This window comes from Embleya sp. NPDC059237 (assembly GCF_042754105.1).
In the GTDB taxonomy this organism is placed as follows: Bacteria; Actinomycetota; Actinomycetes; order Streptomycetales; family Streptomycetaceae; genus Embleya.
Map to the genome: position 1 here is coordinate 79,303 of NZ_JBHZAE010000004.1, position 21,836 is coordinate 101,138.

The 21,836-nt window shown below is 71.1% G+C and carries 15 protein-coding genes and 1 pseudogene; 5 read left to right on the forward strand and 11 right to left on the reverse strand.

Features of this window, described 5'->3' with window-relative positions:
* Nucleotides 1-163 precede the first annotated feature (163 nt).
* Nucleotides 164-3,022, forward strand: coding sequence for a BTAD domain-containing putative transcriptional regulator (locus ACFXKZ_RS14595; protein WP_380000191.1), 2,859 nt, complete (start codon nucleotides 164-166; stop codon nucleotides 3,020-3,022).
* 71 nt (nucleotides 3,023-3,093) lie between these two features.
* On the opposite strand, the gene ACFXKZ_RS14600 is transcribed toward ACFXKZ_RS14595, so the two are convergent.
* The 8 genes and pseudogenes from ACFXKZ_RS14600 to ACFXKZ_RS14635 form a co-directional block, all read right to left on the reverse strand.
* The gene (locus tag ACFXKZ_RS14600) at nucleotides 3,094-5,034 is read right to left on the reverse strand and encodes an FAD/NAD(P)-binding protein (RefSeq protein WP_380000193.1); all 1,941 of its coding nucleotides are present in this window, start codon (nucleotides 5,032-5,034) and stop codon (nucleotides 3,094-3,096) included.
* 146 nt (nucleotides 5,035-5,180) lie between these two features.
* Nucleotides 5,181-6,983, reverse strand: a complete 1,803-nt coding sequence (locus tag ACFXKZ_RS14605; protein WP_380000195.1) for an ABC transporter ATP-binding protein — start codon at nucleotides 6,981-6,983, stop codon at nucleotides 5,181-5,183.
* Nucleotides 6,984-7,226: 243 nt separating this feature from the next.
* Complete coding sequence (lanKC, locus tag ACFXKZ_RS14610) at nucleotides 7,227-9,947, reverse strand: class III lanthionine synthetase LanKC (protein ID WP_380000198.1); 2,721 nt, start codon at nucleotides 9,945-9,947, stop codon at nucleotides 7,227-7,229.
* Nucleotides 9,948-10,550: 603 nt separating this feature from the next.
* A pseudogene (locus ACFXKZ_RS14615) lies at nucleotides 10,551-10,715 on the reverse strand (IS481 family transposase); the annotation flags it as partial.
* Nucleotides 10,716-10,961: 246 nt separating this feature from the next.
* Nucleotides 10,962-11,357, reverse strand: a complete 396-nt coding sequence (locus ACFXKZ_RS14620) for a DUF2267 domain-containing protein (RefSeq protein WP_380000200.1) — start codon at nucleotides 11,355-11,357, stop codon at nucleotides 10,962-10,964.
* A gap of 103 nt (nucleotides 11,358-11,460) precedes the next feature.
* Nucleotides 11,461-11,895 carry an Hsp20/alpha crystallin family protein gene (locus tag ACFXKZ_RS14625; RefSeq protein WP_380000203.1) on the reverse strand — a complete coding sequence of 145 codons (435 nt, stop codon included), beginning with the start codon at nucleotides 11,893-11,895 and terminating at the stop codon, nucleotides 11,461-11,463.
* A gap of 492 nt (nucleotides 11,896-12,387) precedes the next feature.
* The gene (locus tag ACFXKZ_RS14630) at nucleotides 12,388-12,549 is read right to left on the reverse strand and encodes a hypothetical protein (protein ID WP_380000205.1); all 162 of its coding nucleotides are present in this window, start codon (nucleotides 12,547-12,549) and stop codon (nucleotides 12,388-12,390) included.
* A 938-nt stretch (nucleotides 12,550-13,487) separates the two neighbouring features.
* The gene (locus ACFXKZ_RS14635; RefSeq protein ID WP_380000207.1) at nucleotides 13,488-14,141 is read right to left on the reverse strand and encodes a hypothetical protein; all 654 of its coding nucleotides are present in this window, start codon (nucleotides 14,139-14,141) and stop codon (nucleotides 13,488-13,490) included.
* Nucleotides 14,142-14,570: 429 nt separating this feature from the next.
* Here ACFXKZ_RS14635 and ACFXKZ_RS14640 point away from each other — a divergent pair, with 429 nt between their 5' ends.
* The 3 genes from ACFXKZ_RS14640 (at nucleotide 14,571) to ACFXKZ_RS14650 (ending at nucleotide 17,883) form a co-directional block, all read left to right on the forward strand.
* Nucleotides 14,571-15,698 (forward strand): FAD-dependent monooxygenase, encoded by a 1,128-nt coding sequence (locus tag ACFXKZ_RS14640; protein ID WP_380000209.1) that lies wholly within the window; start codon nucleotides 14,571-14,573, stop codon nucleotides 15,696-15,698.
* A gap of 578 nt (nucleotides 15,699-16,276) precedes the next feature.
* Nucleotides 16,277-17,257 carry an AraC family transcriptional regulator gene (locus ACFXKZ_RS14645; RefSeq protein ID WP_380000211.1) on the forward strand — a complete coding sequence of 327 codons (981 nt, stop codon included), beginning with the start codon at nucleotides 16,277-16,279 and terminating at the stop codon, nucleotides 17,255-17,257.
* 188 nt (nucleotides 17,258-17,445) lie between these two features.
* Nucleotides 17,446-17,883 carry a hypothetical protein gene (locus ACFXKZ_RS14650; protein WP_380000213.1) on the forward strand — a complete coding sequence of 146 codons (438 nt, stop codon included), beginning with the start codon at nucleotides 17,446-17,448 and terminating at the stop codon, nucleotides 17,881-17,883.
* A 203-nt stretch (nucleotides 17,884-18,086) separates the two neighbouring features.
* Here the strand turns inward: ACFXKZ_RS14650 and ACFXKZ_RS14655 are convergent, their stop codons facing one another.
* Together ACFXKZ_RS14655 and ACFXKZ_RS14660 are read right to left on the reverse strand one after the other, a co-directional pair.
* Nucleotides 18,087-18,473, reverse strand: coding sequence for a hypothetical protein (locus tag ACFXKZ_RS14655; protein ID WP_380000215.1), 387 nt, complete (start codon nucleotides 18,471-18,473; stop codon nucleotides 18,087-18,089).
* Nucleotides 18,470-18,676, reverse strand: a complete 207-nt coding sequence (locus ACFXKZ_RS14660) for a hypothetical protein (RefSeq protein ID WP_380000217.1) — start codon at nucleotides 18,674-18,676, stop codon at nucleotides 18,470-18,472. The genes ACFXKZ_RS14655 and ACFXKZ_RS14660 overlap by 4 nt, the downstream gene beginning before the upstream one ends.
* A 556-nt stretch (nucleotides 18,677-19,232) precedes the next feature.
* Here ACFXKZ_RS14660 and ACFXKZ_RS14665 point away from each other — a divergent pair.
* Complete coding sequence (locus tag ACFXKZ_RS14665) at nucleotides 19,233-19,946, forward strand: hypothetical protein (protein ID WP_380000219.1); 714 nt, start codon at nucleotides 19,233-19,235, stop codon at nucleotides 19,944-19,946.
* Nucleotides 19,947-20,751: 805 nt separating this feature from the next.
* Here the strand turns inward: ACFXKZ_RS14665 and ACFXKZ_RS14670 are convergent.
* Nucleotides 20,752-21,126: a hypothetical protein gene (locus tag ACFXKZ_RS14670; RefSeq protein ID WP_380000221.1), complete on the reverse strand. Its 375-nt coding sequence runs from the start codon at nucleotides 21,124-21,126 to the stop codon at nucleotides 20,752-20,754.
* Between the last annotated feature and the right edge of the window lie 710 nt (nucleotides 21,127-21,836).

A 21,836-nucleotide genomic window follows, 5' to 3' on the forward strand; every position in this document is an offset into this window, starting at 1 on the left:
TGGCACGCGGTTCGCGTATTCCACGATGCGGAGACCTCATGATCTCAAGATCCTCCTGCCCCGATCCCGATGTGGCCGGCCCACCCCGCCACGGTTGCCGGCCCGGCCCACGATGTCCCGGCCATACCGTCGGGGCGAGCGAAGTGTACGACCGGAGGTGCGGATGATTCCGCGATTCGGCGTCCTCGGCGACATCGAGGCCCGGATCGACGGGGAACCGCTCGACCTGGGCCATATCCGTCAACGGTGCGTGCTGGCCGTGCTGTTGGTCGAGGCCAACCGCGTCGTGCCCATCGAGTCCGTCGTCGAACGGGTGTGGGGTCATGACTGCCCGGACCGGGCCCGCCACACGTTGTACAGCTACGTCTCCCGGCTGCGCCGACGACTGCGCGCCACGCAGGCGCGCCTCGTCCGGCGCTCGGGCGGCTACCTGCTGGAGACCGACACGTCGGTCGTCGATCTGCATCGTTTCCGCGATCTGGCCGCCCGGGGCCGGCGCGCGGACGACGACCACGGTGCCGCGTCGCACTGGACACGGTCACTCGACCTCTGGCGCGGGGACGCCTTCGCCACCGTCGACACGCCGTGGTTCAACACACTCCGCGAGGCCCTGCACCGCGAGCGCCGTCAGGTCGAATTGGATCTCGACGAACTTTTGCTGCGGCGCGGCGAGCACACCACGCTGTTGCCCCGACTGATCGAGCGGGCCCGGATCGATCCGCTGGACGAACGATCCGCCGGCCAGCTGATGCTCGCCCTGTACCGCAACGGGCGTTCCGCCGATGCCCTGGCACACTACCGAAGCGTGCGCGATCGATTGGCCGACGAGTTGGGCATCGATCCGAGTACGGATCTGCAACGGCTACACCAACGAATCCTCGCGAGCTCGCCGGCCCTCACGGTCGCGCCGCCCACCGCGCCCAACCCGGCGCCACCGCCGCCCCCGGCGCCGATCCCGCGACAACTCCCGCCGGCACCGCCCCTGTTCATCGGACGAGCGCGCGCCCTGTCCGACCTGGACCACATCCTCGCCTCGCCACGCGAGCCCGGCGGCGCCTGTCCCATCGCCGTGATCGGCGGCGCCGGCGGGACGGGTAAGACCTGGCTGGCACTGCGCGCGGCCCACCGGCACGCGGACGCCTTCGCCGACGGGCAGTTGTATGTCGACCTGCGCGGCTTCGCGCCGGAGGCACCGCCCGTGCCGCCCGGTGACGCGGTTCGCGGCTTCCTCAACGCACTCGGTGTCGGATCCGAGGCAATCGGCTCCGACGAGGCGGAACAGGTCGCTCTCTACCGGACCGTGACGACAGGCAAACGTTTGCTGATCGTGCTCGACAACGCCCGGGACAGCGCACAGGTCCGACCGCTGCTCCCGGGGTCGACCTCGTGCGTGGTGCTGGTCACCAGCCGCCGCCGGCTCACCGGCCTGGTCACCGCGCACGGCGCCCGGTCGCTGTCCTTGGATGCACTGGACCCGCGGGAGGCAAGGGCGCTGTTGAGTCGGCGCCTGGGCGCCGCGGCGGCGGCCGAGCCGGACGCGGTCGCCGCGTTGGTCGAACACTGTGCGGGCCTTCCCCTGGCCTTGGGGATCGTCGCCGCTCGCGCCATCGCCCGTCCGGATCGGCCGCTGGCCGCGATGGTGGCCGAACTGCGGGAGGAATCAGGTCGGTTGGACGCGCTGGAGACGGACGACCACACGGCCGGTGTCCGCGCCGCCTTCGCCTCGTCGTATCGCGCCCTGAACCCCGCGACGGCGCGCGTACTCGACCTGCTGGCCCACGCGCCCGGACCCGACATCGGCGTGCCGGCCGTGGCCGCGCTCACCGGCCTGCCCCCTGTTCGGGCTCGAACGCACCTGCGCGCGCTGGAGGCCGCGCATCTGGTCCGCGAACACGGCACCGGACGCCACCGACTGCACGACCTGCTCCGATTACACGTCACCGAGCGCGACGTGGACACCGCGCGCGGCACACATACCGCACCCATCGAGCCGGCGCTGCTCCGACTGGTCGATTTTTATCTCGACCTCGCGCACGCGGCCGACCGCCGACTGTCCGAGGTCCCATCACCGCGCGCCACGGGCCGAACCGGGGGCGGTGACACGCCGTCGGGTTTCCGCGATGCCGCCGCCGCGATCGCGTGGTTCGAGACCGAACGAGCGTGCCTGCGTGCGGCGCACGTCTTCGCCACCGAGCGGGGAATGTCCCGGAGCTCCTGGGAACTGGCCCTGTCCCTGGACACGTTCCACTGGCGTCGGGGCCGGCTGCGCGAGCGCCTGGACATGCTGCGCGCGACCGTCGCCGCCGGACTCCCGGACGAACCCGCCATATCGGCGCACGCACATCGCCTCCTGGGCCGGGCGCTGGTGCCGCTGGGAGAGCACAGCCAGGCGCTGCGTCACCTGCGGAAGGCGCTCGCGGCGTCGGCGGCGATCGACGACGAGCCGGGGCAGGCCCGGGCACATCTCCTGCTCGCCCGCGCCTGGGAGCAACAGGGCGACCACAGGCAGGCGTTGGCACACGCAGAGCAGAGTCTGCGGGTCCATCGAGCGTATGTGGGGGCGTACCTTCGGACGCACGCGCGGCGCGCCGATCCGCGCGTGGGCGTGGCGGCGCTGGTCGCGGTGGGTCGGTATCACGCCCGATTGGGACACATCGGGCTCGCCCGCGGCCACTGCGAGCGGGCGCTGGTCGGATGTCGGCTCTACCGCTTCCGCGAGGGCGAGGCGGACGTGCGGGACAGCCTGAGCCGGCTGGCCGAGGACGCCGGGGCATACCCGCTCGCGTTGGCGCACCACGACCGGGCGCTGGCCCTGCGGCGCACCCTCCTGGACACGTTCGGGGAAGCCGACACGCTGACCGGAATCGGGCGGGTCCAACGCCGCCTGGGGCGGGTTCGCCAGGCCCGTGACGCATGGTCTCGGGCGCTGAGCCTGTACCGGGCCCAGCACCGCGCCGGATGCGCCGAACGCCTGCGCGCGCTCTTGGCGAGCCTGGGACCGGAACCGCCCGCTCAGGCATGATCCTTCGCTGCCCCGAGACGGCTCGACGAGCCCGAGTCGCCGGCATGGTCGCGCGAACCGGCCTGTCCCCGTCATCCGAGCAGTGGTGCGCCGGACTCGGCGGGCGCCCTCGCGGCGTCCGCCGCCAAGGCGACGAGTTCGTACAACGCCTGTCGGGCCACCTCGTCGCTGTGTCGCAGGAACCCGGCGTCACTACGGGGACGGGGGAAGTCGCCGGGGTCGAGGAAGAAGCGGCCGCGATGCACGCTCCCGTCTCGACGGCGGACCCGGTGCTCGACGGTGTCCACCATGCCGGTGGGGTGGCGGGTGCGCCGGACGGGATCGATCCGTGTCTGTTCCCGAAGTCCGCCGTGCGCCGTCATCCGGACCAGCAGAGGGTCGTTCACGCGTCCGAGGTCACGCCCCGGCAGCCGGGCCTCGATCAGCGTCTTGGCCCGGACGACCGTATCCACGCTGACCGAGCGGGCGTGGAAGGCACCGTCGCGGGCGGAGATGTCGAGCCCGGCGCCGAGAGGGTGGACGATGCCGGCCCGGATCAGCGCGAGAAGTCGTTCCACGCGTGGGCCGGGCGGGCCGCTGGTGCGGAAGCGGCAGAAGTCGAAGAACTCCGGTAGTCCCCGGGAAGTCGAACCCGGCGACAGCCGATGGTCCCGCACCAACGTCCACAGGGTCTCGGACACCGTGAGGAGTCTGTGGTAGACGGCCAGGTGCGCGCTGTGTCGCGGATCGCGCCCGCGTTCGACGTCGGCGGCCAGGTAGTCGATCATCCAGTCCCGCAGGGCGCCGGGATGGGCGAAGCGACGGCCGGCGAGCGGGCGGTCCAGGCCGTCGAGGTCGATGCGGTCGCGCGGGTCCGGCACGGCGCGCGTCACGAGTTCGCGGTAGTCGGGGCTGTTCCATGCGGTGTTCTCCAGCGCCGCGAGAAAGGCGGCCGGGTCGGTGCTCAACCGCTCCGGATGTGCGTGTGCGAGTTCGCGATAGCCGGCCCCGGCGAGGTCGTGTGCGATCAGTGGCCACAACTCGGTGAGGAAGTCCGGTACGCGGTCCCCGAGTACATCGGGATCCAGATAGCGCGGCGCGGCCTCCGGCGCCGCGGTCCGCGTGTAGCCGAACTTGGACCTATAGGGCACACCTCGGCGGGAGCCCACGTGCATCACGGGTTCGTGTCCGGACGGCTCGTAGCGCAGTGTTCCCGAGGCGTCCCGATGGAAGACGCCGCCGCGGCCCTCGGTCAGCAGCATCATCGTGTCGACGAACGCCAGGCCCAACCCGCGCACCAGCACGGGCTCACCGGCCTCGACCCGGGCCTGCGCGGTCTCCGGGTCGTGTGTGGTGGGCAGATGGGTGAGCCGATGCCGGGTGGCGTACTCGGCCAGTATCGCCTCCTGCGGGTACGGATCCACCCGAAAGTTGCCCTGCGCGTGCACGACCACGTCGACGTCCAAGGGCTCGCGCCCCGTCGACGAGATGCGTTGCCGGCCGTCCGGCAGATCACGGATGTCGACAACGCTCGCGGCGTGGAGACGGACGCGCACCCCGGGCGCCGCGGCAGCCACCGTCCGATGGAAGACCCATGCCAGGTAGTCCCCGACCAGAGCGCGCGTGGCGAACCAACCGTCGTGCACCGAGGCCGCCTCCGCCGCCGTGTCCGCGCGCGGCCGGAATCCGCGCGGGTGGGGCACATCGCCCGAGCCCAGCGCGCGAGCCCACTGTGCCAGGGTGGGGCCCGGCAGGATCGGGCCCGCGCAGGACACGCTCGCGTCCGTGAACAACGTGCAGTCGTCGGCCCTGGTGTTCGACCACAGGAGCGCGGACTGGTCGCTGCGCCACACTCGTCCGCCGCCGGGCGGAAACGGGTCGAAGACGTGTACCTCGGGGCACAGGCCGGGCGCACACTCGCGCGCATTGGCGACGATGCGCTCCAGGACGGATGTACCGCGCGGACCCGCGCCGATGATCGCGATGCTCGGCACGGGCGAGTGGCCCGGTGCGGCCGGGTCTGCGTCGCTCACGGCATCTCCATGGGGTGTCGAACGGCCCGGGGCGGCCGGATGTGGCTGACGGGTTCCTGCTTTGCGTGCCCCTCGGGAGTGGCCGTCCGGCCCGTTGGGGTTGCCCGGGTCGCCGATGATCTCGTCATGGGGACTCCTGGAATCCTTCACACGATGAGCAGTTGACGGGTGGCCAGGTCGCGGTACAGCGGGCTGGTGTCGACCAGTTCGTCGTGCCGGCCCACCGCCGCGACCCGGCCCTCGTCCAGGACCACGATGCGATCCGCGTCGACGACGGTGGCGAGCCGGTGCGCGACGATCAGCAGCGTGTGCTCGGCGGAGACGGCCCGGATCGCCTCGCGGAAGGCGAACTCGTTGCGTGCGTCGAGATTGCTCGTGGGTTCGTCGAGAAGCAGGATCGGCGGGGCGGCCAGGAGTGTGCGGGCGATCGCCAGCCGCTGGCGTTCGCCACCGGACAGCAGTACGCCGCTCTCACCGACCTCGGTGTCCAGACCCAGCGGCGAACGTTCGACGATGCCGGTCAGGTTGACCGCCTCCAGGACCGCGAACAGCCGCCCGTCGTCCACTTCGGGCGCGGCGAGCAGGAGATTGTCCCGGATTGTCCCGGCCAGGACGGGTGCCTCCTGCTCGACGTAGCCCAGTCGCGCGCGCAGCAGATCGCGCGGCAGGTCCCGGATGTCGATCCCGCCGAGACGGATCGCCCCCTCGGTCACCTCGTAGAAGCGCTCCACCAACGCCAACACGGTGGACTTGCCCGCGCCCGACGGTCCCACGAGCGCCGTTCGAGTGCCCGGCGCGATATCGAAGGTGACATCGCGCAGCACCGGTTCCTCGGCCCGATAGCCGAACGTGACGTGCTCGAAGGCGATCGCGGACGCGCTGGTGGGCGACGGGGCGAAACCCGCGGGCTCGACCGCGTACGCCCGCGCCGGGGAGGATCCGGCGGGCATCGATGGAGACCGCTCCGCCACACGGGTGTCGCCGGCCGTCTCGGTGGGCAGGCGCAGTATCTCCTCGACCCGTTGGATCGCGCCCAGGCCGGTCTGTAGTTGGGTGTAGGCGGTGACCACCTGACCCAACGGGACCACCAGGAAGAACAGGAACAGCACGAACGCCACCAGATCGCCCACGGACAGCGTGCCATCGGCAACCCTGGCCCCGCCGACACCCAGCACCAGAAGAAAGACACCGTGCGTGGCGAGGTGCGCGATCGGTGTGATCAGCGCCTTGAGCCGGGCCAGCCGAAGCCCGGAGGCGTAGGCCAGTCGGGCACTGTCGTTGATCGTCTCGGTCTCGCGCCGCTCGGCACGGGCGGCACGGATGGTACGGACGGCGCCGATCGCACGCTCGAGCCCGGAGGCCATTTCACCGAGACGGGCCTGCGCCTGCTCGGACACCGGGCGCGTGCGACCACTGATCACCATCGCGCCCAGCAGCACCGAGGCCAACCCGCCGCACGTAACCGCGAACAACACGGGATCGACCAGCAGTGCCGCGGTGGCGGCGCCCAGGATCATCAACCCGCCGGTCGCCAGTTCGAACAGGCCCGCGGTGACCACGAGTCGCAGCAGCGCACTGTCCGCGCCGATCCGGGACAGCAGGTCACCGGTGCGGAGTCGGTCGTAGTGCGCCACCGGCAGGCGCAGGACATGCGCGGTGAGCCGTTCGCGCACCGTCAGCACCAGCCGTTCGGCGGTGCGCGCCAACAGGTACTCCCGAAACCCGTTGATCACCGCGGCACCCAGGAGCAGGGCGCCGAGCGCCAGCGCCGGACCGACCGTCGAGCGGGACTCCTCGATCGCCCGGATCACCGATCGAATCAGCAGCGGTTGCAGTAGTGTCCCGGCTGCGGCGATCAGGGACAGTACACCGGCCACGGCCATCACCCGCACGTGACCGCGCAGGTATCGCAACAGTTCCCGTGGCCCGACCCGGGGGGCCCGGCTCATCGCGCGCCCACCGAACGGATTGGCATGGTGGATCCACCCGCTTTCGTCCTCGTCGTTCACGGCACCGGCCGGGGCGCGGAATCGACGGATTCCGCGCCCCGGCACGAACACGCTTCGATCAACAGCCCAGGCTCGCCCAGCTGCACGCGCAGCACACCGACGTCCAGCCGCTCGCGAAGCCGTCCTCGGTACCGATTTCGGACTGCATCTCCTGCAGGCCGAGCACGAAGTTCGACATGGGGTTCACCTCCCTCCAAAACTCGCGGTGATGGTGTTCTCGGACCGGTGTCCCGTCGTATCGGGGACCTCGGCCGCGAGTTCGGGGTGGGCGTTCGCCCAGGACGCGGCGCCGACGAAGGGCAACAACTCCGCGGTGCGTCCGGCCAGCACGTTGATCAGGCGCAACACGCCGGCGGATCCGGTGGCAAGGTCGAGTGAGGCGCGCAGATTTTGCTCTCCGGGGAAGACGAGGCCGTGTTCGTCGGCGAGCGCGTACAGGTCCAGTGCCGCCACGCCCGCGTCGACCCGCCCGGCCAGGTGCCTTCGCTTCGGTCGCGAGCCCAACTCGCGCAGCACGCCGACCAGTCCGGCGCGGCCGTTGAACAGCCCGGCGCCGACGCACACATCGTCCGTGCAGGCCAGGGCCAGAGCCGGTACGGCGTCGGCGATCCGCTCGTCGTTCCCGTGGGCCAGGATCAGGTCGCCGACCAGGGCCAGGCCCGCGCTGCCGGTGGCCAGATAGGGCAGGACGCGCCGGCCGTTCTCGACCTGCAAGCTGCCGTCGGGCAACGATCGGCATTGGTCCAGGTCGCGGTGCAGGGCCGCGACGGCCGCCTCCAGCCAGTGGCCGCGACCGGTGACCTCGTACATCCGCAGCAGGAACAGCGCGGGGCCCGTCCAGCCGTAGAGCAGTCCGCCGGTGAAGTTGTCCACGGCGTTCCCCGTCCGATCGCGCAACGGCCGACCGGCCGCGACGGCGCGCTCCCCTAGGCCGAACACCCCCTGTTCGACCGCCGATTCCACGGTCGAGGCCACCTGCTCCGCGTGCTTGAGAAGGTTCGGTTCACCGGTTCTGCGGTGGAAGTCCAAACTCGTCAGGCCGATGCCGGCGAGCCCGTCGAAGAGCTTGACGCCGCGCACCTGTGGGCCGCGGACCAGGCAACGGTCGTAGAACGCGAGGGCGGTGTCGGTGCGGCCCAGGTTGTACAGCGCGTGGCAGACTCCGGCCGCGCCGTCGTAGAGGCCGAAGCGCGGGTCGCGCCCGACCTCGAGGTCGTGTTCGAGCCAATCCGCGGCGCCCGCCAACTCGTCGACGCCGACGCCGGCGGTGCGCAGGGTGTCGATCACCCCGGCCGCGCCGAACGCCATCCCGCCGCCGCCGTGCGAGAACTGGTTGATGTCGCCGGGGAACAGCCGATCGCGTCGATCCGGGGTGGCCCCCGCGCGGATGGACGCCGTCAGCGAGTTCGTGTGCCGCTGCCAGGAGTCGTCGGTGACTGCGGCGAAGGTCGACTCCGCATCCGGGGGACGCAGTCCCGAGGCCGGTTCGGTGGGGACGGCGAGCGCCCGAACGAGGGGGCGTACCACGGCGTCCGCGAGGCCCAGGCGCTGTTGCGCCTTGGCGACGAGCGTGGGGGCCTTGGCCGGGCACAGCGCCAGGAGGCTGTTCAACGGCAGGTACAGGAACAGCCGAATCGCGTTGAGGGAGTACAGGTCGGCGGCCTCGCCCCGCAGTGCGTCCGGCGCGGCGAAGCCGGGAGCGCCCAGGGGGCGGGGATCGGGCGTGTCGCGGGGCTGTGCGGCCTCGAAGTCGATCAACGACACGTTCAGGTCGTCATCGATCAACACGTTGCCCGGATGCAGGTCGTTGAACAGGTAGCCCCGCGCATGCACGGCTCGTACCGTCTGCTCCAACCGCCCGAGGATGCGCTCGACCGTGTCCACGTATGCGGCGGTGGAGTCGCCCTCGCGGTCCGGACTCGGGTAGTGCAGTGTGACCCAGGATTGCAGCGACAGGCCCGGGACGTGGTCCATGGCCAGGAACTCGTGGCCGCCCAGGAGGTGGTAGTCGTGTGCGCGCGGAATCCCCGGAATGCCCTTCAGGTCGACCAGGATCGCGTATTCGTCGCGCAGCCGCGCGGGCGCGTCCCGACCGAGGCGGTCCAGGCCCGCGTGGGGCCTGCCCTCCTTGAGCACCAACTCGGCGCGATCGCCGAACCGACGGACCCGGTAGACGCCGCCGCCGTTGGAGAAGTGCAGCGCAGAGAGCATCTCGTAGGGAAATTCCTCCGGTTGTTCGCTGCTGATCCGCGGTGTGGCCGAGGGGGCGAGGAAGTCGGGGACCTCGACCCAGTCCGGCACGGTGAACCTGGGTTCGCGGCGGTCGGGCACCAGCACGCCGTCGGGCCGTTCCACGGCGGGTGTCCTGGTGCCGTCCTGCTCGTAGACATGGCGCAGACGGAATCCGCCGTAGCGCACGTACAACGGGCCCTCGTTCCAGCGCAGATCGCTGAGGATGTACGGACCGGGCGCCCCACCGACCAGCGCGTCCAAGTCGACGAGCGTGCGCCGCAGTTCCCCGACGTCCCGGGGGTAGAGGGTGAGGAACTTGCCGCTGCCCTCGCGCGGGGCGTACTTGCCGTTTCGCGCCTGGAGGACAAGGGAGGTGGGCAGGAACTTGACCGCGATCTCGTGCGCAAAGCAATACGCGGTCACCTGCTCCAGCAGTTCGGCCGCGTTGGCGAGCGTGGCCGCGACATGGATCTTCCAGCCCTGCGCGGGCAACGGGGCCGCGTCGGTCGGGGGGCGCAGATGAGCCCAGGGGCCGACATCGACCGACTCCCATCCCGGCGGGACGTCGACGAGCGTTCGATAGTCGAGTTGGCCCACGTCCGGGCGCAGTCGGTCCGGGGATTCGTAGAACCTCGGGTCCGCAAGACAGAAGGCCGAATACCGAACGTCCATCGGGATCTCCTTTCGAGCGGCGACGAGATACGAGCAAGACAACGGGACACGCCGGCGCCGGGACGGTTACACGACGAGCGGATCGGGCCGCAGTCACCGTCGGGCGACATCCGCAACGGTGCCGGGCCGATCCTGAACAAACCTTGAACGGAGTTGGATTGCCCAGGTCGGAGCCTCGATGTCGACGAAGCCGCGCACGGGTGGTGCGGCTCGACTTCGAACTCCGGGGGCACCGCAACGTCATCGCGAGGCCGGCGGTACGAGGGCGTCGAGGTGTGCGCCGACAACCGGGAGGTGGCGGACCGCGCCGAGATCGTGATCCTCGCGATGCGTCGCGTCGATCGCGTTGGGCGGTGGCGTCGTGACCGGCGCCGCGGCCCAACCGGCAAAGATGATCGTGCCCGGCGCGGCGTGACGAAGGGCGCCGGCCCGCGGGCGTCACCCACTCGCGCCCGGCGCGCGAGCGCATGGCCCGACACGGTCGGAGCCTCGTCCTCCAGGCCGTCCGGACCCTCGTGATCCGCCCCGGCCGGCGCCCCGACACCGTGGCACAGGAGCCGGGCCGTCGCGTGCCCGGCGGGCAGTGCCGACGCCGCAGGCCGCCTCGATCTTGCCGGTGCTTGTAGGCGAACGGGGCTTGGTCGGCCTGGCGGTGATGCCGTTCTCGCGGCGGATGTGGTCGGACAGCACCTCGGCCGGGAACGGCTTCGTGTACTTGCCGGTGAACTGCTTGCCGTTGTCGGTCAACACCTCGGAAGGCACCCCGAACTCGGATGCCCTCCCAGGGGTCCATCATGGTCCGCCCCAGCCGAAGGCGGGAACCCGCGACGCCGGCGAATGGTGAACCGCACGCGCGGGGTGCACGACGGTGGTCGTCGAACCAACCGGCGCCATCCACCGCGCGCGCCTGCCGACCGCATACCGCATCGCCGCATCACCGCGCACCCTGGACGACGGCGACCTCGCTGCGGGCCTTGCGTGCGCAGTGCGGGTGTTGTGGTCCCGGGGTTGGGGTCAGGTGGGCTGGTGGCGGCCGAAGAGGAGGTCGTAGCCGGCGGGGAGCTGGAGCAGGATCTGCTCCATCAGGTCGTCGCCGGCGGCGTCGGCGACCGTGGACAGCACGGCGCTCACGTCCCAGGTCGCGGTCTGCTCGGTGGCGCCCTCGATCCAGGCTGCGGTGGCCCTGACGAACCGCTCCGTCGGCAGCGGTTCGGCGCTCTGCAGCGGGTTCAGGAGGATCAGGGCGAATTCGTCCGGCAGCCGGGCGGCGAGCCGGGCGCGGACCTCGCCGACCAAGTGCGCGCCGAGCAGGGCGAGCACCACACGGGCCGCGCGCTCGGCTTCCCCAACGGTGTCGTACTCGCCGCGCTCCTTGACGTGGTCGAGGAACGTTTCGTGTCGCATGACCATCGCGGCCGCCACCCCTTCCTGTCCTTCGGGCTGCCCACGGGGGTGCGGAGGGCGAGGCGAGAGGGAGTTCGGGTGCCCGTCCTCCGCACCGGTTCGGCCGGTGTCAGCCGGAGATCTCCTTGCGATCGCCGGTGCCGACGCCGATGGAAATCCTGCGGGGCTTGGCTCGCTCGGCGATCGGGATGCGCAGGGTGAGCACACCCGCGTCGTAGTCGGCCTTGATGTGCTCGGTGTCCAGGGTGTCGGCGAGCACGATCTGGCGGGAGAAGACGCCCAGCGGCCGCTCGGAGAGCTCCATCTGCACGTCGTCGGCCTTCGCCACCGGTCGGCGCTCGGCCCTGACCGTCAGCATGTTCCGCTCGACGTCGATGTCGATCGCGTCCGGGCCGACGCCGGGAAGGTCGAAGGCCACCACGTACTCGTCGCCCTCGCGGTAGGCGTCCATCGGCATCGCCGACGGCCTCGACCACGTACCCGGGCCCATCAGCTGCTGCGACAGTCGGTCCAGCTCACGGAAGGGGTCGGTGCGCATCAACATCGTCAAAACACCTCCAGCACGTTCGGGCGGTTGCCGCCAATGCGCTTCGCTGACACCTTTGTAGCATGTCGTCTATTAGATGACAAGCATTGGTGTCATCGTTCAGATGACAATTGGATGGGGGGCTCGCGACCCCGGACGACCAACCCCCCGTCCCGCGCCGAGGCGAGCCGAGGACCGCGATCTCGTCGTCCGGCCTCGAGACCGGTCGCCCCGGCATCGGTCGCATCCCTCTTCGGGTCATGGCGCGGCGCGTGGTCGTCCGCCCGCAGAACCACACCCACGCGCATGCGGTCGGTCCGCACGTCGCCGCGCGCGTCATCAGTAGCGCCTGATACGGAAGGTCGTCGCTTACGGCCGCCTCGCCATCCACCGCGTGCACGTCGGGCCGCGCCGACTCCAGGGCTCGACCCGGCCCGCCGGCAAGCCGCGTTGGCGATGCCGGCGGTGCGCGACGGAGCGCTGATCGTCAACAGCTGCCGCCTCGGCGCGCTACGCGAACACGGCGAAGACGTACTCGAAGTCGGCGGCCGGGGTGGGGACTTCACCGACGAGGGTGGTGTCGGCGTCGAGTTTGTCGTCGATGAAGCCCGCGCCGTAGCGGTGCTCGGTGGCAGTGCGGCCGGTTGCGGGGAGCCGGATCGACCACCACACACCCGCGCCCGCGTTCTTCCTCGCCGTGGCGCCCGGTATCGATCCCTCGGGGATGTCCCGAGCCGGAGTTCGCGGAAGCGTCGGTCGCGATGGCGCGGGATCCCTCGTACTCGTACGTCCTGAGCGCCCCGTCGATCGCGTGCACCGGCACCGCGTCGTGCGGGTGCGGGCAGGGCGGCGGTGTCGTGCCCGTCCCGTGCCACGGCCGGCACCACGCCCTCGTGCCATCCCGCCCACCGCGCCGCGTGCCGCCGGGTACGACGTCAGGTCCGGCGGAACACGAGCAGGGCCCGGTGGTCCAAGCTCATCCGGCCGCCCCCCGGTCGCCGTGGTGGATACGTGCTCCGGTCACCGGCCCTGGCTGTCGCGTCTTCAGTGCTTGTTCCTGTCGGGGATCACGATCGCCTCCGCCACCGTGCCCCGCGTCCACTCGTGCGCTGTCGGTCCCCTACCTCTCATCGGAATCCTTCGCCGTACGATCCGCGAACACCGCGACGGACTGGGGGCGTTCCCGCCGGAGAGCGTGGCGGGAGGACAGCGGTGGGCCGGATCCGCAGCGCGCATCGCGCTCGGTCGGGTGGCGTTCCCGGCCGCCCGGCCGGGGCGGCCGGGGCGGCCGGGGCGGCAGGGGCGGCCGGGGCGGCCGGGGCGGCCGGGGCGGCAGGGGCGCCTTGTCGACGACACGGGCGCCCGCCGGCATCCCTACGCATACCCGCCGTTCGCGCGGTGGGGTCGAGTCGGGGCCGGTTTCGGTCGTGGGCGCGGGGTGGCGGTGCCGGTCGGGTGCGACCGCGGATCGAGCCGCGAGCACACGGACGGCTCCTCACCGAGTCGGGCATGCCCGGGTTGCGTATGCGGTTCGTCGACGACCGTACGGACGGGCCCGGGGCGGCGTCGGCGTTCGGTGGCGCGTTTCGAGGTCGCCCGATGGTGTCGGCCTATTGGATCCGCAGGCTTTTGGTGATCGTGGCGATCTCGTCCAGTCGTGCGGGCGCGCTCGCGCTGCCCGTGACGATGACGGCGTCGCCGCCGGTGTCGATGAAGGTGACGCGGGTGCGCAGCGGCGGCCGATCGGTGCCCGGAAGGACGCACTCGCCCTCGGAGTACCAGGCGTCGTGGCCGTCGACCCGGGTGGCCTCGGTGTCCGCGACGAGTCTGCCCTGGTACTCGTGCGGGCAGGCGATGATGTTCGTGAAGGTCTTGGCCGCGTGCCAGGTGCCGCCGGATGCCGCGAGCAATGGCCCATCGAGCGTCTGTACATGGAAGTACGCCGCGTCGGCGGGCCTGCCGATGCCGTCCGACGGCTGCCACTGCCTGCCGGCCTTCACGCCGGACGTCAGCACGTCCGGGTAGTCCTGGATCATGTCCGTCCATCCGGAGGGCCGTACGTAACTCAACCGCGCCTTCGTGTCGTTCACCCGCACGCCCGGTATGTCGTCGCCGCTCGAGGCGTCCTCGTCCGGTGGCGGCGCCTCGCCTGTACCGGCCGGCTCCGGCGACACCTCGCTCGCGCCGACCGGCGCCCCGGCATCCCGCGCTCCCGCTTCCGCGTGCCCGCACCCGGTGACGAGCGTCAGCGCCGCCGTGGTCACGACGATCGCGGCGAATGTGTTCCGAGGTCCGGTTCCGGCCCGCATCATGTCTCTCCCGAGGTCGCGTCGACGTCGTGCTCTCGTCGACGTCGAGCCAAACCTAGGAGCGCCGCACGGCGCGCAGCAGAGTACGCGTACTCAAGTACACCCGAGTAGGCACCGGATCGCCGTCCTCGACCCACGATGCATGCACAACCCGCGAAGGCCCGTGCCAACCTCGTCCGTTGCGACGAGGACGTGTTCGGCGAGGACGTGTTCGGCGAGGACTTCGGACACATCGGCAGCCCCATTTGCGATCCGCCGACCACCCCCGGAATCAGCCGCTCGAACCATCGCCTGCCGACAGTGGATGGCCGTCGCCCGATTCGGATAAGGCCGAGCGCCGACGCGTCCTAGGGTTCCGAGGAAATCGGCGCTCTGGAGGCGTATATGGACGGCTATCGCGGTGCGCGGACGGCTGTGATCGTGGGTGCGGGAGTGGCCGGTCTGACCGCGGCGACCGCGCTGGCACGCGACGGGTGGCGGGTCGAGGTCGTGGAGATCGGCCCACCGGAGGCGACGTCCGGATGGGGGTTGTGCCTGACCGGTCCTTCGCTGCGCGCGCTGGACGAGTCGGGTCTGGCGCACGCGTGTCTGGCCGAGGGCTTCGGCATGAACACGATCACGCACGTGGACGTGAACGGCGAGCGGGTAAACGAGATCCGGTTGCCGCGGCTTATCGGTGCGCGGCGGCCGGCGATGGTCGGCATCGCGCGCCCCGTACTGCACCGGATCCTGCGCGCGGAAGCCGAGCGGTGCGGCGTGGAGATACGCCACGGAGTGACCGTTGCCGCGGTGGAGCAGGAGGGCGAGTCGGTCCGGGCGCGGTTGTCGGACGGGACGGTCCGCGAGGTGGCGTTGTTGGTGGGCGCGGACGGGATCCGCTCGACGACGCGGGACCTGCTGGGGCTCCGGACCTCACTCGACTTTCACGGGCAGATGGTCTGGCGGGCTCTGGTGCCCCGCCCGCCGTGGGCCACCGGGATCCATCAGTTCGCCGGGAAGACCGACACGGCCGGTCTCGTGCCCCTCTCGGACACGCGGGCGTACGTGTTCCTGACCGAGAACGGGGTGGAACGCGGCGTCCTGCCCGACGCCCGGCTCGCCCCGCGCCTACTGGAGTTGCTGAAGACCTTCCCCGGCCGGGTGCGGGAGATCCGCTCCATGGTGTCCGGGTCGGAATCGGTGGTGCGCCGCCCGGTGCTGACGGCGCTCCTGGCGGGTGCCTGGAATCGGGGCAACAGCGTGGTCATCGGTGACGCCGCGCACGCGCCCGCACCGCAGATGGCAAGCGGCGCCGCCCTGGCCGTCGAGGACGGCCTCCTGTTGGCCCGGGAACTCGGACGGCACGCATCGGTCGGCGCGGGGATCCGGGCGTTCGTCGGCCGGCGCAGGCAGCGCTGCCGAACGCTCGTGGAGACCTCGGTGGCGATCGTCGGCCTGGAGCAGGCGCAGCGCCACTTCGAGGCGTATCCGCTGGTCGATTCCTGCCACCGGCTCATGGCCGAGCCCGCGTAACCAGCCGGCGCGAAGGGCGTCTTCGACGACCCGCCGTTCGCGCAACGCCCGAGGAAGGACGGACGAGGAGGAACGAATGTCCGCTGCAACAACCCGAACCCTGCCCGAGGCGAAGCAGTGGCTGCCCGAGCATCTGGAGCAGCGCAAGAACCCGTTCGACGCCATCGGTCACGATGCCGCCGCGCGGCACATCGAAACGCTTCCGGGCATCGATCCCCGGTCCTGGGCCGGGCATTGGCCGGCCGGGGCGGAGGATTTCGCGGCCGGGCGCGCACGGCCGAGGAGAGCGGCGATCGCGACGAAGCGCTGGAGAACTGGTGGCAGGCGTACCGGTTCGCGTTCCTGGGCCGATACCCCTGCCCGCTGCACCCGGCGAAGCAGCACGCGTACGACCGGGCCGTGGAGTACTTCGGCCGGGTGTCCGCGCCGGAGCGCGTGCCGGTTCGGCACGCCGCGCGCCGCGTTCCGATCGGCGTTCGAGGCAACCCTCATCGGTTCGCACGCCCCGGCGCACACCGGGACTCGACTCCGCCGACCGCCGTGATCGACGATGGCCTCCAGGGAGGTGACCCCACATCGTGACGACCCCGCTGCGCAATCACCTCATCACCAGATCCCGAAACCCCGCCGATCTGCTCAACGCCGCCACCCGCCTGTTCGGCGGCTCGATCACCACATCGCCTCTGGACGAGCTGTGCGGCGGCGATCACGAACTGCGCGGCGTCGCCACACACGACTTCGCGGTGGGCTACTTCGCCTCGCCACTCGACGTGCGCGTCGCCTCGACCAAGGGCCGTGACCGCGGCTCCTACTTCGTCAACATCGGTGTCTCCGGCGCCATCTCGGCATCGTGCGGCGGCCTGCGGGCCGGCCTCGACGAGGCGACAGCGGGAGTCGCCAACCCCGGGGACACCCAGGAACTGCGCCCCCTGCGCAGCCAAAGGACGCGGTTCCTGGGCCTGCGGATCGCCGCCGCCCTGGTCGACCAGGAATTCGCCGCGCTGACCGGACATCCCCCGGTGTCCCCCGTGCGCTTCGATTTCGCGCTCGACCTGGCCGCGTCCAAGGGACGGACGGTGCGGCTGCTGGTCGGTTCCCTGCTTGAACAGTTGGACTCGGGCGACCCGCTGTTCCGGCGCGAGGAGCTCCAGCGCAGCCAGGTGCGTTGCCTGGTCACCGCCCTGCTCCTGGGCCAGCCGCACTCGCACACCGGCGAGTTGCACGACGGTTCGCAACCCGGCTACCCGCGCTCCTTGCGGGCAGCCCTCGCGTTCATCGAGGCGAACCTCGCCGAGCACATCAGTCTCGGCGACATCGCCGATGCCGCGGGCTGCAGCCTGCGGACCCTCGGCTCCGCGTTCCGCGACCGGCTTGGCCTCTCGCCCATGGCCTACGTCCGCAACCTGCGGCTCGACCGGATTCGGGAGAACATCCTCACCTCCACCGACCCCGTCGGCACGATCGCCTACCGGTGGGGCGTCTCGCATCTCGGCCGCTTCGCCGGCGAGTATCGCGACCGTTTCGCCGAACTGCCCTCCCACACCGCGCTCCGCAGGTAGCTTGACGGCGTCCCTCGCCTGCCTACTTCCCGAACACCGCCTCGGCCCGGTCCGCTGCGGGACGTCATCGGGAAGCATGTCCGTCGACCCGTGCGAGCGAGCCCGCCAGGGCGCTGCGGCCGGCGGGGTGTCGGCGGTGTTCGCGCTCGCGGGTCGTGGGTCGACACTGCCGGCCGTACGGTGCCCTTGTGATCACCTCCATCGAACTCATCGCCCGTTCCGAGGCCGCCGGCGGAGCCCTCCCACTGCTCACGCTCGACGAGTTCTTCGTGGGCAACGACGCGCAGGACTCCCTCGCCCCGAACCAATGGGAACCGGACCGTCCCGCCGACGCACGGCCCGAACTCGCAGAGATCCACCGGCGGTTGCGCGTTCTTCAAGAAGCGCCCGACGTCGCGTGGATCCGTGTGCAACCGCACGACGACCTCGTCTGTCGCGACGGCGTCGTGGCCGAGGCCGTCGCCGTGTGCACGAGCGCCACGACGCGGGAGATCGAACGCCGAGTGGATCACGAATCGTTGTGTGCCGACGGGGTGATCGAAGGATTCGTGTACCGGGTCGACCGGTTCACGGACCTTCCCGACAGCCCCGAAGGCCACCGGGTCGTGTCCCTGGTCTGGGACTGAGCACCGACCCGGGCGGCGGGGGTCGACGCGGGTACGGCCGGCGCGCGGGTCGACGTCGGCCCGGGTGGGTTGGTGGGGCGGGATGACGTCCCCGCATCACCCGGGTGACCGGGTCGCCTACGGACGTTCCTTCCGGCGTTCCGTCCGGCGTTCCTTCCGGGTTCGTTCGGGGAGTTGTCGCCGCCGAGGGATGGGGCCGATGTTCAATCGGTTTGCGGCCGGCTCCAGGCGCGGAGGGTTCGGGCGACGTCGGTGAGGGAGTGTTTGCGTTCGCGGATGCCGCGGGTCAACTGGACCCAGCCGCCGGGAGGGACGGTGAGGGGCTCGTCGGAACCGGCCATGTAGCGGTCGGCGCAGGCGCAGCCGACGATGGCGTTGAAGTCGGCGAAGGGCTCCAGGACGATCATGGAGTGAGCAAAGGTCGCGGCGCGCGCGGCGGTCTCCTCGTAGTACAGCTCGCCGCGGAAGCGTTCGTAGCGGTGGCGCTCGACGCAGAACGCGAACGATCCCCAGTCGGTGAGCGGCAGGTTCACCGGGGTGTTCGCGGTCTGGATGTCCAGGACCCATCCGGCGTCGACACGCAGGATCAACGCTGCCCCTCGGGGAAGGCATCCTCGAACTCGGCCAGGTGGTCGGTGACGAACGTGGCGGCGCCGGTGACGAAGTTGCGGCGGGCGGCCTCGGACACGCTCAGGTCGTGCACATGCGCCTTCACCGACTTGCCCCCCAACTGCGCGGCCTTGCGCACGGCGGCGAGTTCCTCGTCCGTGTACTCGATGTTCAAAGCTGGCATGGCGACAAGGTACCAGGCAGGTACCACCGGCGGTACCGGGCCGGTACCAAAACCGCGGGCGCCCTGGGAGCCGTCGTCGGCGACCGGTGGAACGCTGCCTCCGACGTGGGCATGCGAAACAACCGCTTCCCCCCTGTCGCCCGGGGAATACGGACCGTCAATCGCTCGAGTCGCTTCGCAAGGTCCAAGGGCTCGGCGCTCGGCGCGTCGGGGAGCGTGCGGCAAGCCGCCGGCGCCCCGGGCCGATCCGCCGCAGCCCGACCGAAACAGAAGCAGGACGGCGCCCTGCCCGGCATCGCGGACCCGGGGCCGGGCCGGCGCAAAAAGGACAAGCCCTGGGCGTTGCTCGACGACCGGTCCGGGATCGGCAAGGCTGTCCGGGGCGGGCCTCGACCGTGGCCGACGGGCCCGGTCGGGCGTGGCGTGCCGGGTTTGGGTCGTGCCGCGTCGTGTCGTGCCGAGGGGATGTGCGTGCCGAGGGGATGCGCGTGGCGGGGTGGGTTGCGAGTGGGCAACGAGCGCTTAACCGGGCGGAGTTGCGGGCCATGATGGGCGTATGTCTTCGCGTCCCGATACGCGGCCGATGGGTGGTTGTCTGTTGTGGCTCGGACGGTTCGTCCTGGCTGTGATCACCCTGGCGGTCGTCACTTTCTTCGGCGGACTGTACGCGTGCCAACGGCAGTTCGCGGCTGCCGAGAGGGAGAAGGAGGCATACGAGCGGCACCGCGCGGAAGAGAGGCGCGCCCGGGACGATGTGGAGGTGCCTTTCCGGGTCTTCCTCGGGCCGGCGAGTGCGGAGTTCGAGCGCTTCGAATTCGATCGGTGTTGGCGCGACACCACGACCCGGCCCAAGCCGCAGGCGGGCATGATGGGCGTGATCTGCACGTTCACGGCCGTGCACTTCTACGGTGCGGACGATCCCACGACGTCGATGGCCGAGTTCGAGCGGGAGGCACGAAGGCTCGGGTTGACGCCGGATACGGCGAACTGGGCGAGGCCACAACCGGTTCCGGACCTGCGCTTCCCGGACCCGACGCCACCTCCGGGGGCGGGCGAGCAATACGGTCCGCCCTGGGGGAGCGGCCTGCATGCCGAACCCGTGCGTTGGCAACACGCCTACACCGAGCACCCGTTCGTCGTCCGCGCATCCGTGACGACCCGATACCGGACCGAGCGCACCAAGCCGAAGCCCACTCCACGCCGCACCCCGATGCTCCCCCAATCCCCCGCCACCTGCGCAGGCGGCCACCGGCCGTGGAGCTGCCTGTGACACACGACGGCTTCTCCCCGTTCCCGCACCCACCGGCAGGCTCCCGCGTTCGACGAACGCGTCGTATCCGACGACGGACCGATACGCCCCGGGGCATCGACGCCCGCGGTTCGGGGGCGGGACGTCGGAAGCAGGGCTCCGGCGGGGGGCCGGGCCAGGTGTCGGGGTCGAGCATCTGCCACAGAGTGTGCGACAAACCTTCGGCGCCGGTGTCCTCGACCTGCCTCATCCAGGGCGACGGGGACAACACCCGGCGCAGTTCGGGGGTGACGGTCTTGTCGATCACGGCGCGCAGGGTGTCGGGGACGGGGTCGTCGACCAGGCACAGCCACCCCAAAGCGGCGCTCACCCGGATCTCCGGGGGATGGGTCGTATCCGACCACAGGGCGCGGGTGAACGCGGCGGCATCCTCGTGGCGGTGCTCCCGGGCCGGTTGCGCGATCGCAAAGACCAGGCCCGCGCGCACCCGCGGGACGGTTTCGGTGCGCAGGCGCTCGTGTAGGTCAGCGGAGATCTCCCTCGCGCGGCTCGAGGCCGCGGCCAGGGCGTATGCGGCTGCCTCCCGCACCTGCGGGTCGGGGTCGTGCAGGAGCGTCATCGGGATGTGCGCGTCCACGGCGGTCGCCGGCGCTGGGCGGGGCGTGGGGAGGCCGGGATGCGGATTGCTCGGACCCCGGTGCCGGGCGGTTGCGGGTGAGGTTTGCGACGGGCGGTGGATCGTGGGCACCGATCCGGACGGAGCTCCGGGGTGGCTCGTCTCGGCGTCGGCCGCTGTCCGGCCGGGCAATGCCCTCGATCGTCGGCGCTACCGGTCGGGGTACGCGGCCTGCAGGCGTATGAACATCTCCCGCGTGTCGGCTGCGGAGAAGATCGTCACCTCGGCATCTCCCGCACTCGCGGACAGGTTCCATTCGCCTTCCTCGTCTTGCCACGGACTGCTCATATGCATCGTTCCGAAGCCGCGTTGGACCACCACGAAGGCGAAACCGCGATTCGACATCATGTCGCTCATACCGGAGCGCCCCATGAGCAGATCGGCGAGCGCTTCGGCGGCGTTGTCGCCGCGCACGAGGTCCGAGGACATGGCGAATTCCCGTGCGCGCAGATGCTTCAAGGTCACCGCCGTGTGCGTGCAGTCCTCGTCCCGCTGCCACGGTGGAACCGTCCAGTCGAAAGTCATACGCAACCCTCCCACCATGCAGGGCACCCCGCCGACCCGAGGCGTGGTCCCCGGGCCCGAAGGGCGACCGGGCGAGGCAGAGCACTCGCGCAGCCCCGAACTCTGCGACACCACACACCGAAGCCCCAGGCCGGACAACGCCACACCATGGCCCGGTGCCCCGACGAAACGTCGGGTTCCCGAACGGGAGGCCACCGATGGGCACGGTGGCGTGTCCTGCTTCGGCGGTGTGCCGCGCGCACCGGGTCCGAGTTGTTCGACAACCGTCGGCCCGACCGGCCGAACTCCGAGCGGGGTTTCCCCGGCTCGCCACCTCCGGCAGTCCCCTCCCCCGGGGGTCTGCACCCGCCTGTTCGGGCGACGCCTCACCGCCGCCGGCATCCGACGCGCCGTCACCACCGCTCTAGGCCGGGCTTCTGCCATCGCACGTGGACCCGGCCGGCCGACAGCCAGGTGACCCGCAGGAGTTTCCGCTCTTGTGGGAACCATTCGAGTCCTCGCAACACGCGAGAGCCCCGGCCTGCGCGGACGACGGGCCGTCTCGGTTCGCGACGCTCGGGCGGTGCGGTCGTGGTGACCTCGGCGGACCACGCGCTGCCCGCGGTGAATGCCGGGTATTGCGGCCCGCGTAGTGGGAACGGGCTTGAGGGCCGGCATTGAAGAGCAACAGGCTCGCCTCTCGTGCCTGTTCGGGCATCGTCGGCACGCTC

What these genes read in the sequence shown, in the direction of transcription:
- ACFXKZ_RS14595 (WP_380000191.1), top strand. Translation starts at nt 164, where the DNA reads ATGATTCCGCGATTCGGCGTCCTCGGCGACATCGAGGCCCGGATCGAC.
- ACFXKZ_RS14605 (WP_380000195.1), bottom strand. Translation starts at nt 6,983, where the DNA reads ATGAGCCGGGCCCCCCGGGTCGGGCCACGGGAACTGTTGCGATACCTG.
- lanKC (WP_380000198.1), bottom strand. Translation starts at nt 9,947, where the DNA reads ATGGACGTTCGGTATTCGGCCTTCTGTCTTGCGGACCCGAGGTTCTAC.
- ACFXKZ_RS14620 (WP_380000200.1), bottom strand. Translation starts at nt 11,357, where the DNA reads ATGGTCATGCGACACGAAACGTTCCTCGACCACGTCAAGGAGCGCGGC.
- ACFXKZ_RS14625 (WP_380000203.1), bottom strand. Translation starts at nt 11,895, where the DNA reads ATGTTGATGCGCACCGACCCCTTCCGTGAGCTGGACCGACTGTCGCAG.
- ACFXKZ_RS14640 (WP_380000209.1), top strand. Translation starts at nt 14,571, where the DNA reads ATGGACGGCTATCGCGGTGCGCGGACGGCTGTGATCGTGGGTGCGGGA.
- ACFXKZ_RS14660 (WP_380000217.1), bottom strand. Translation starts at nt 18,676, where the DNA reads ATGCCAGCTTTGAACATCGAGTACACGGACGAGGAACTCGCCGCCGTG.
- ACFXKZ_RS14665 (WP_380000219.1), top strand. Translation starts at nt 19,233, where the DNA reads ATGTCTTCGCGTCCCGATACGCGGCCGATGGGTGGTTGTCTGTTGTGG.
- ACFXKZ_RS14670 (WP_380000221.1), bottom strand. Translation starts at nt 21,126, where the DNA reads ATGACTTTCGACTGGACGGTTCCACCGTGGCAGCGGGACGAGGACTGC.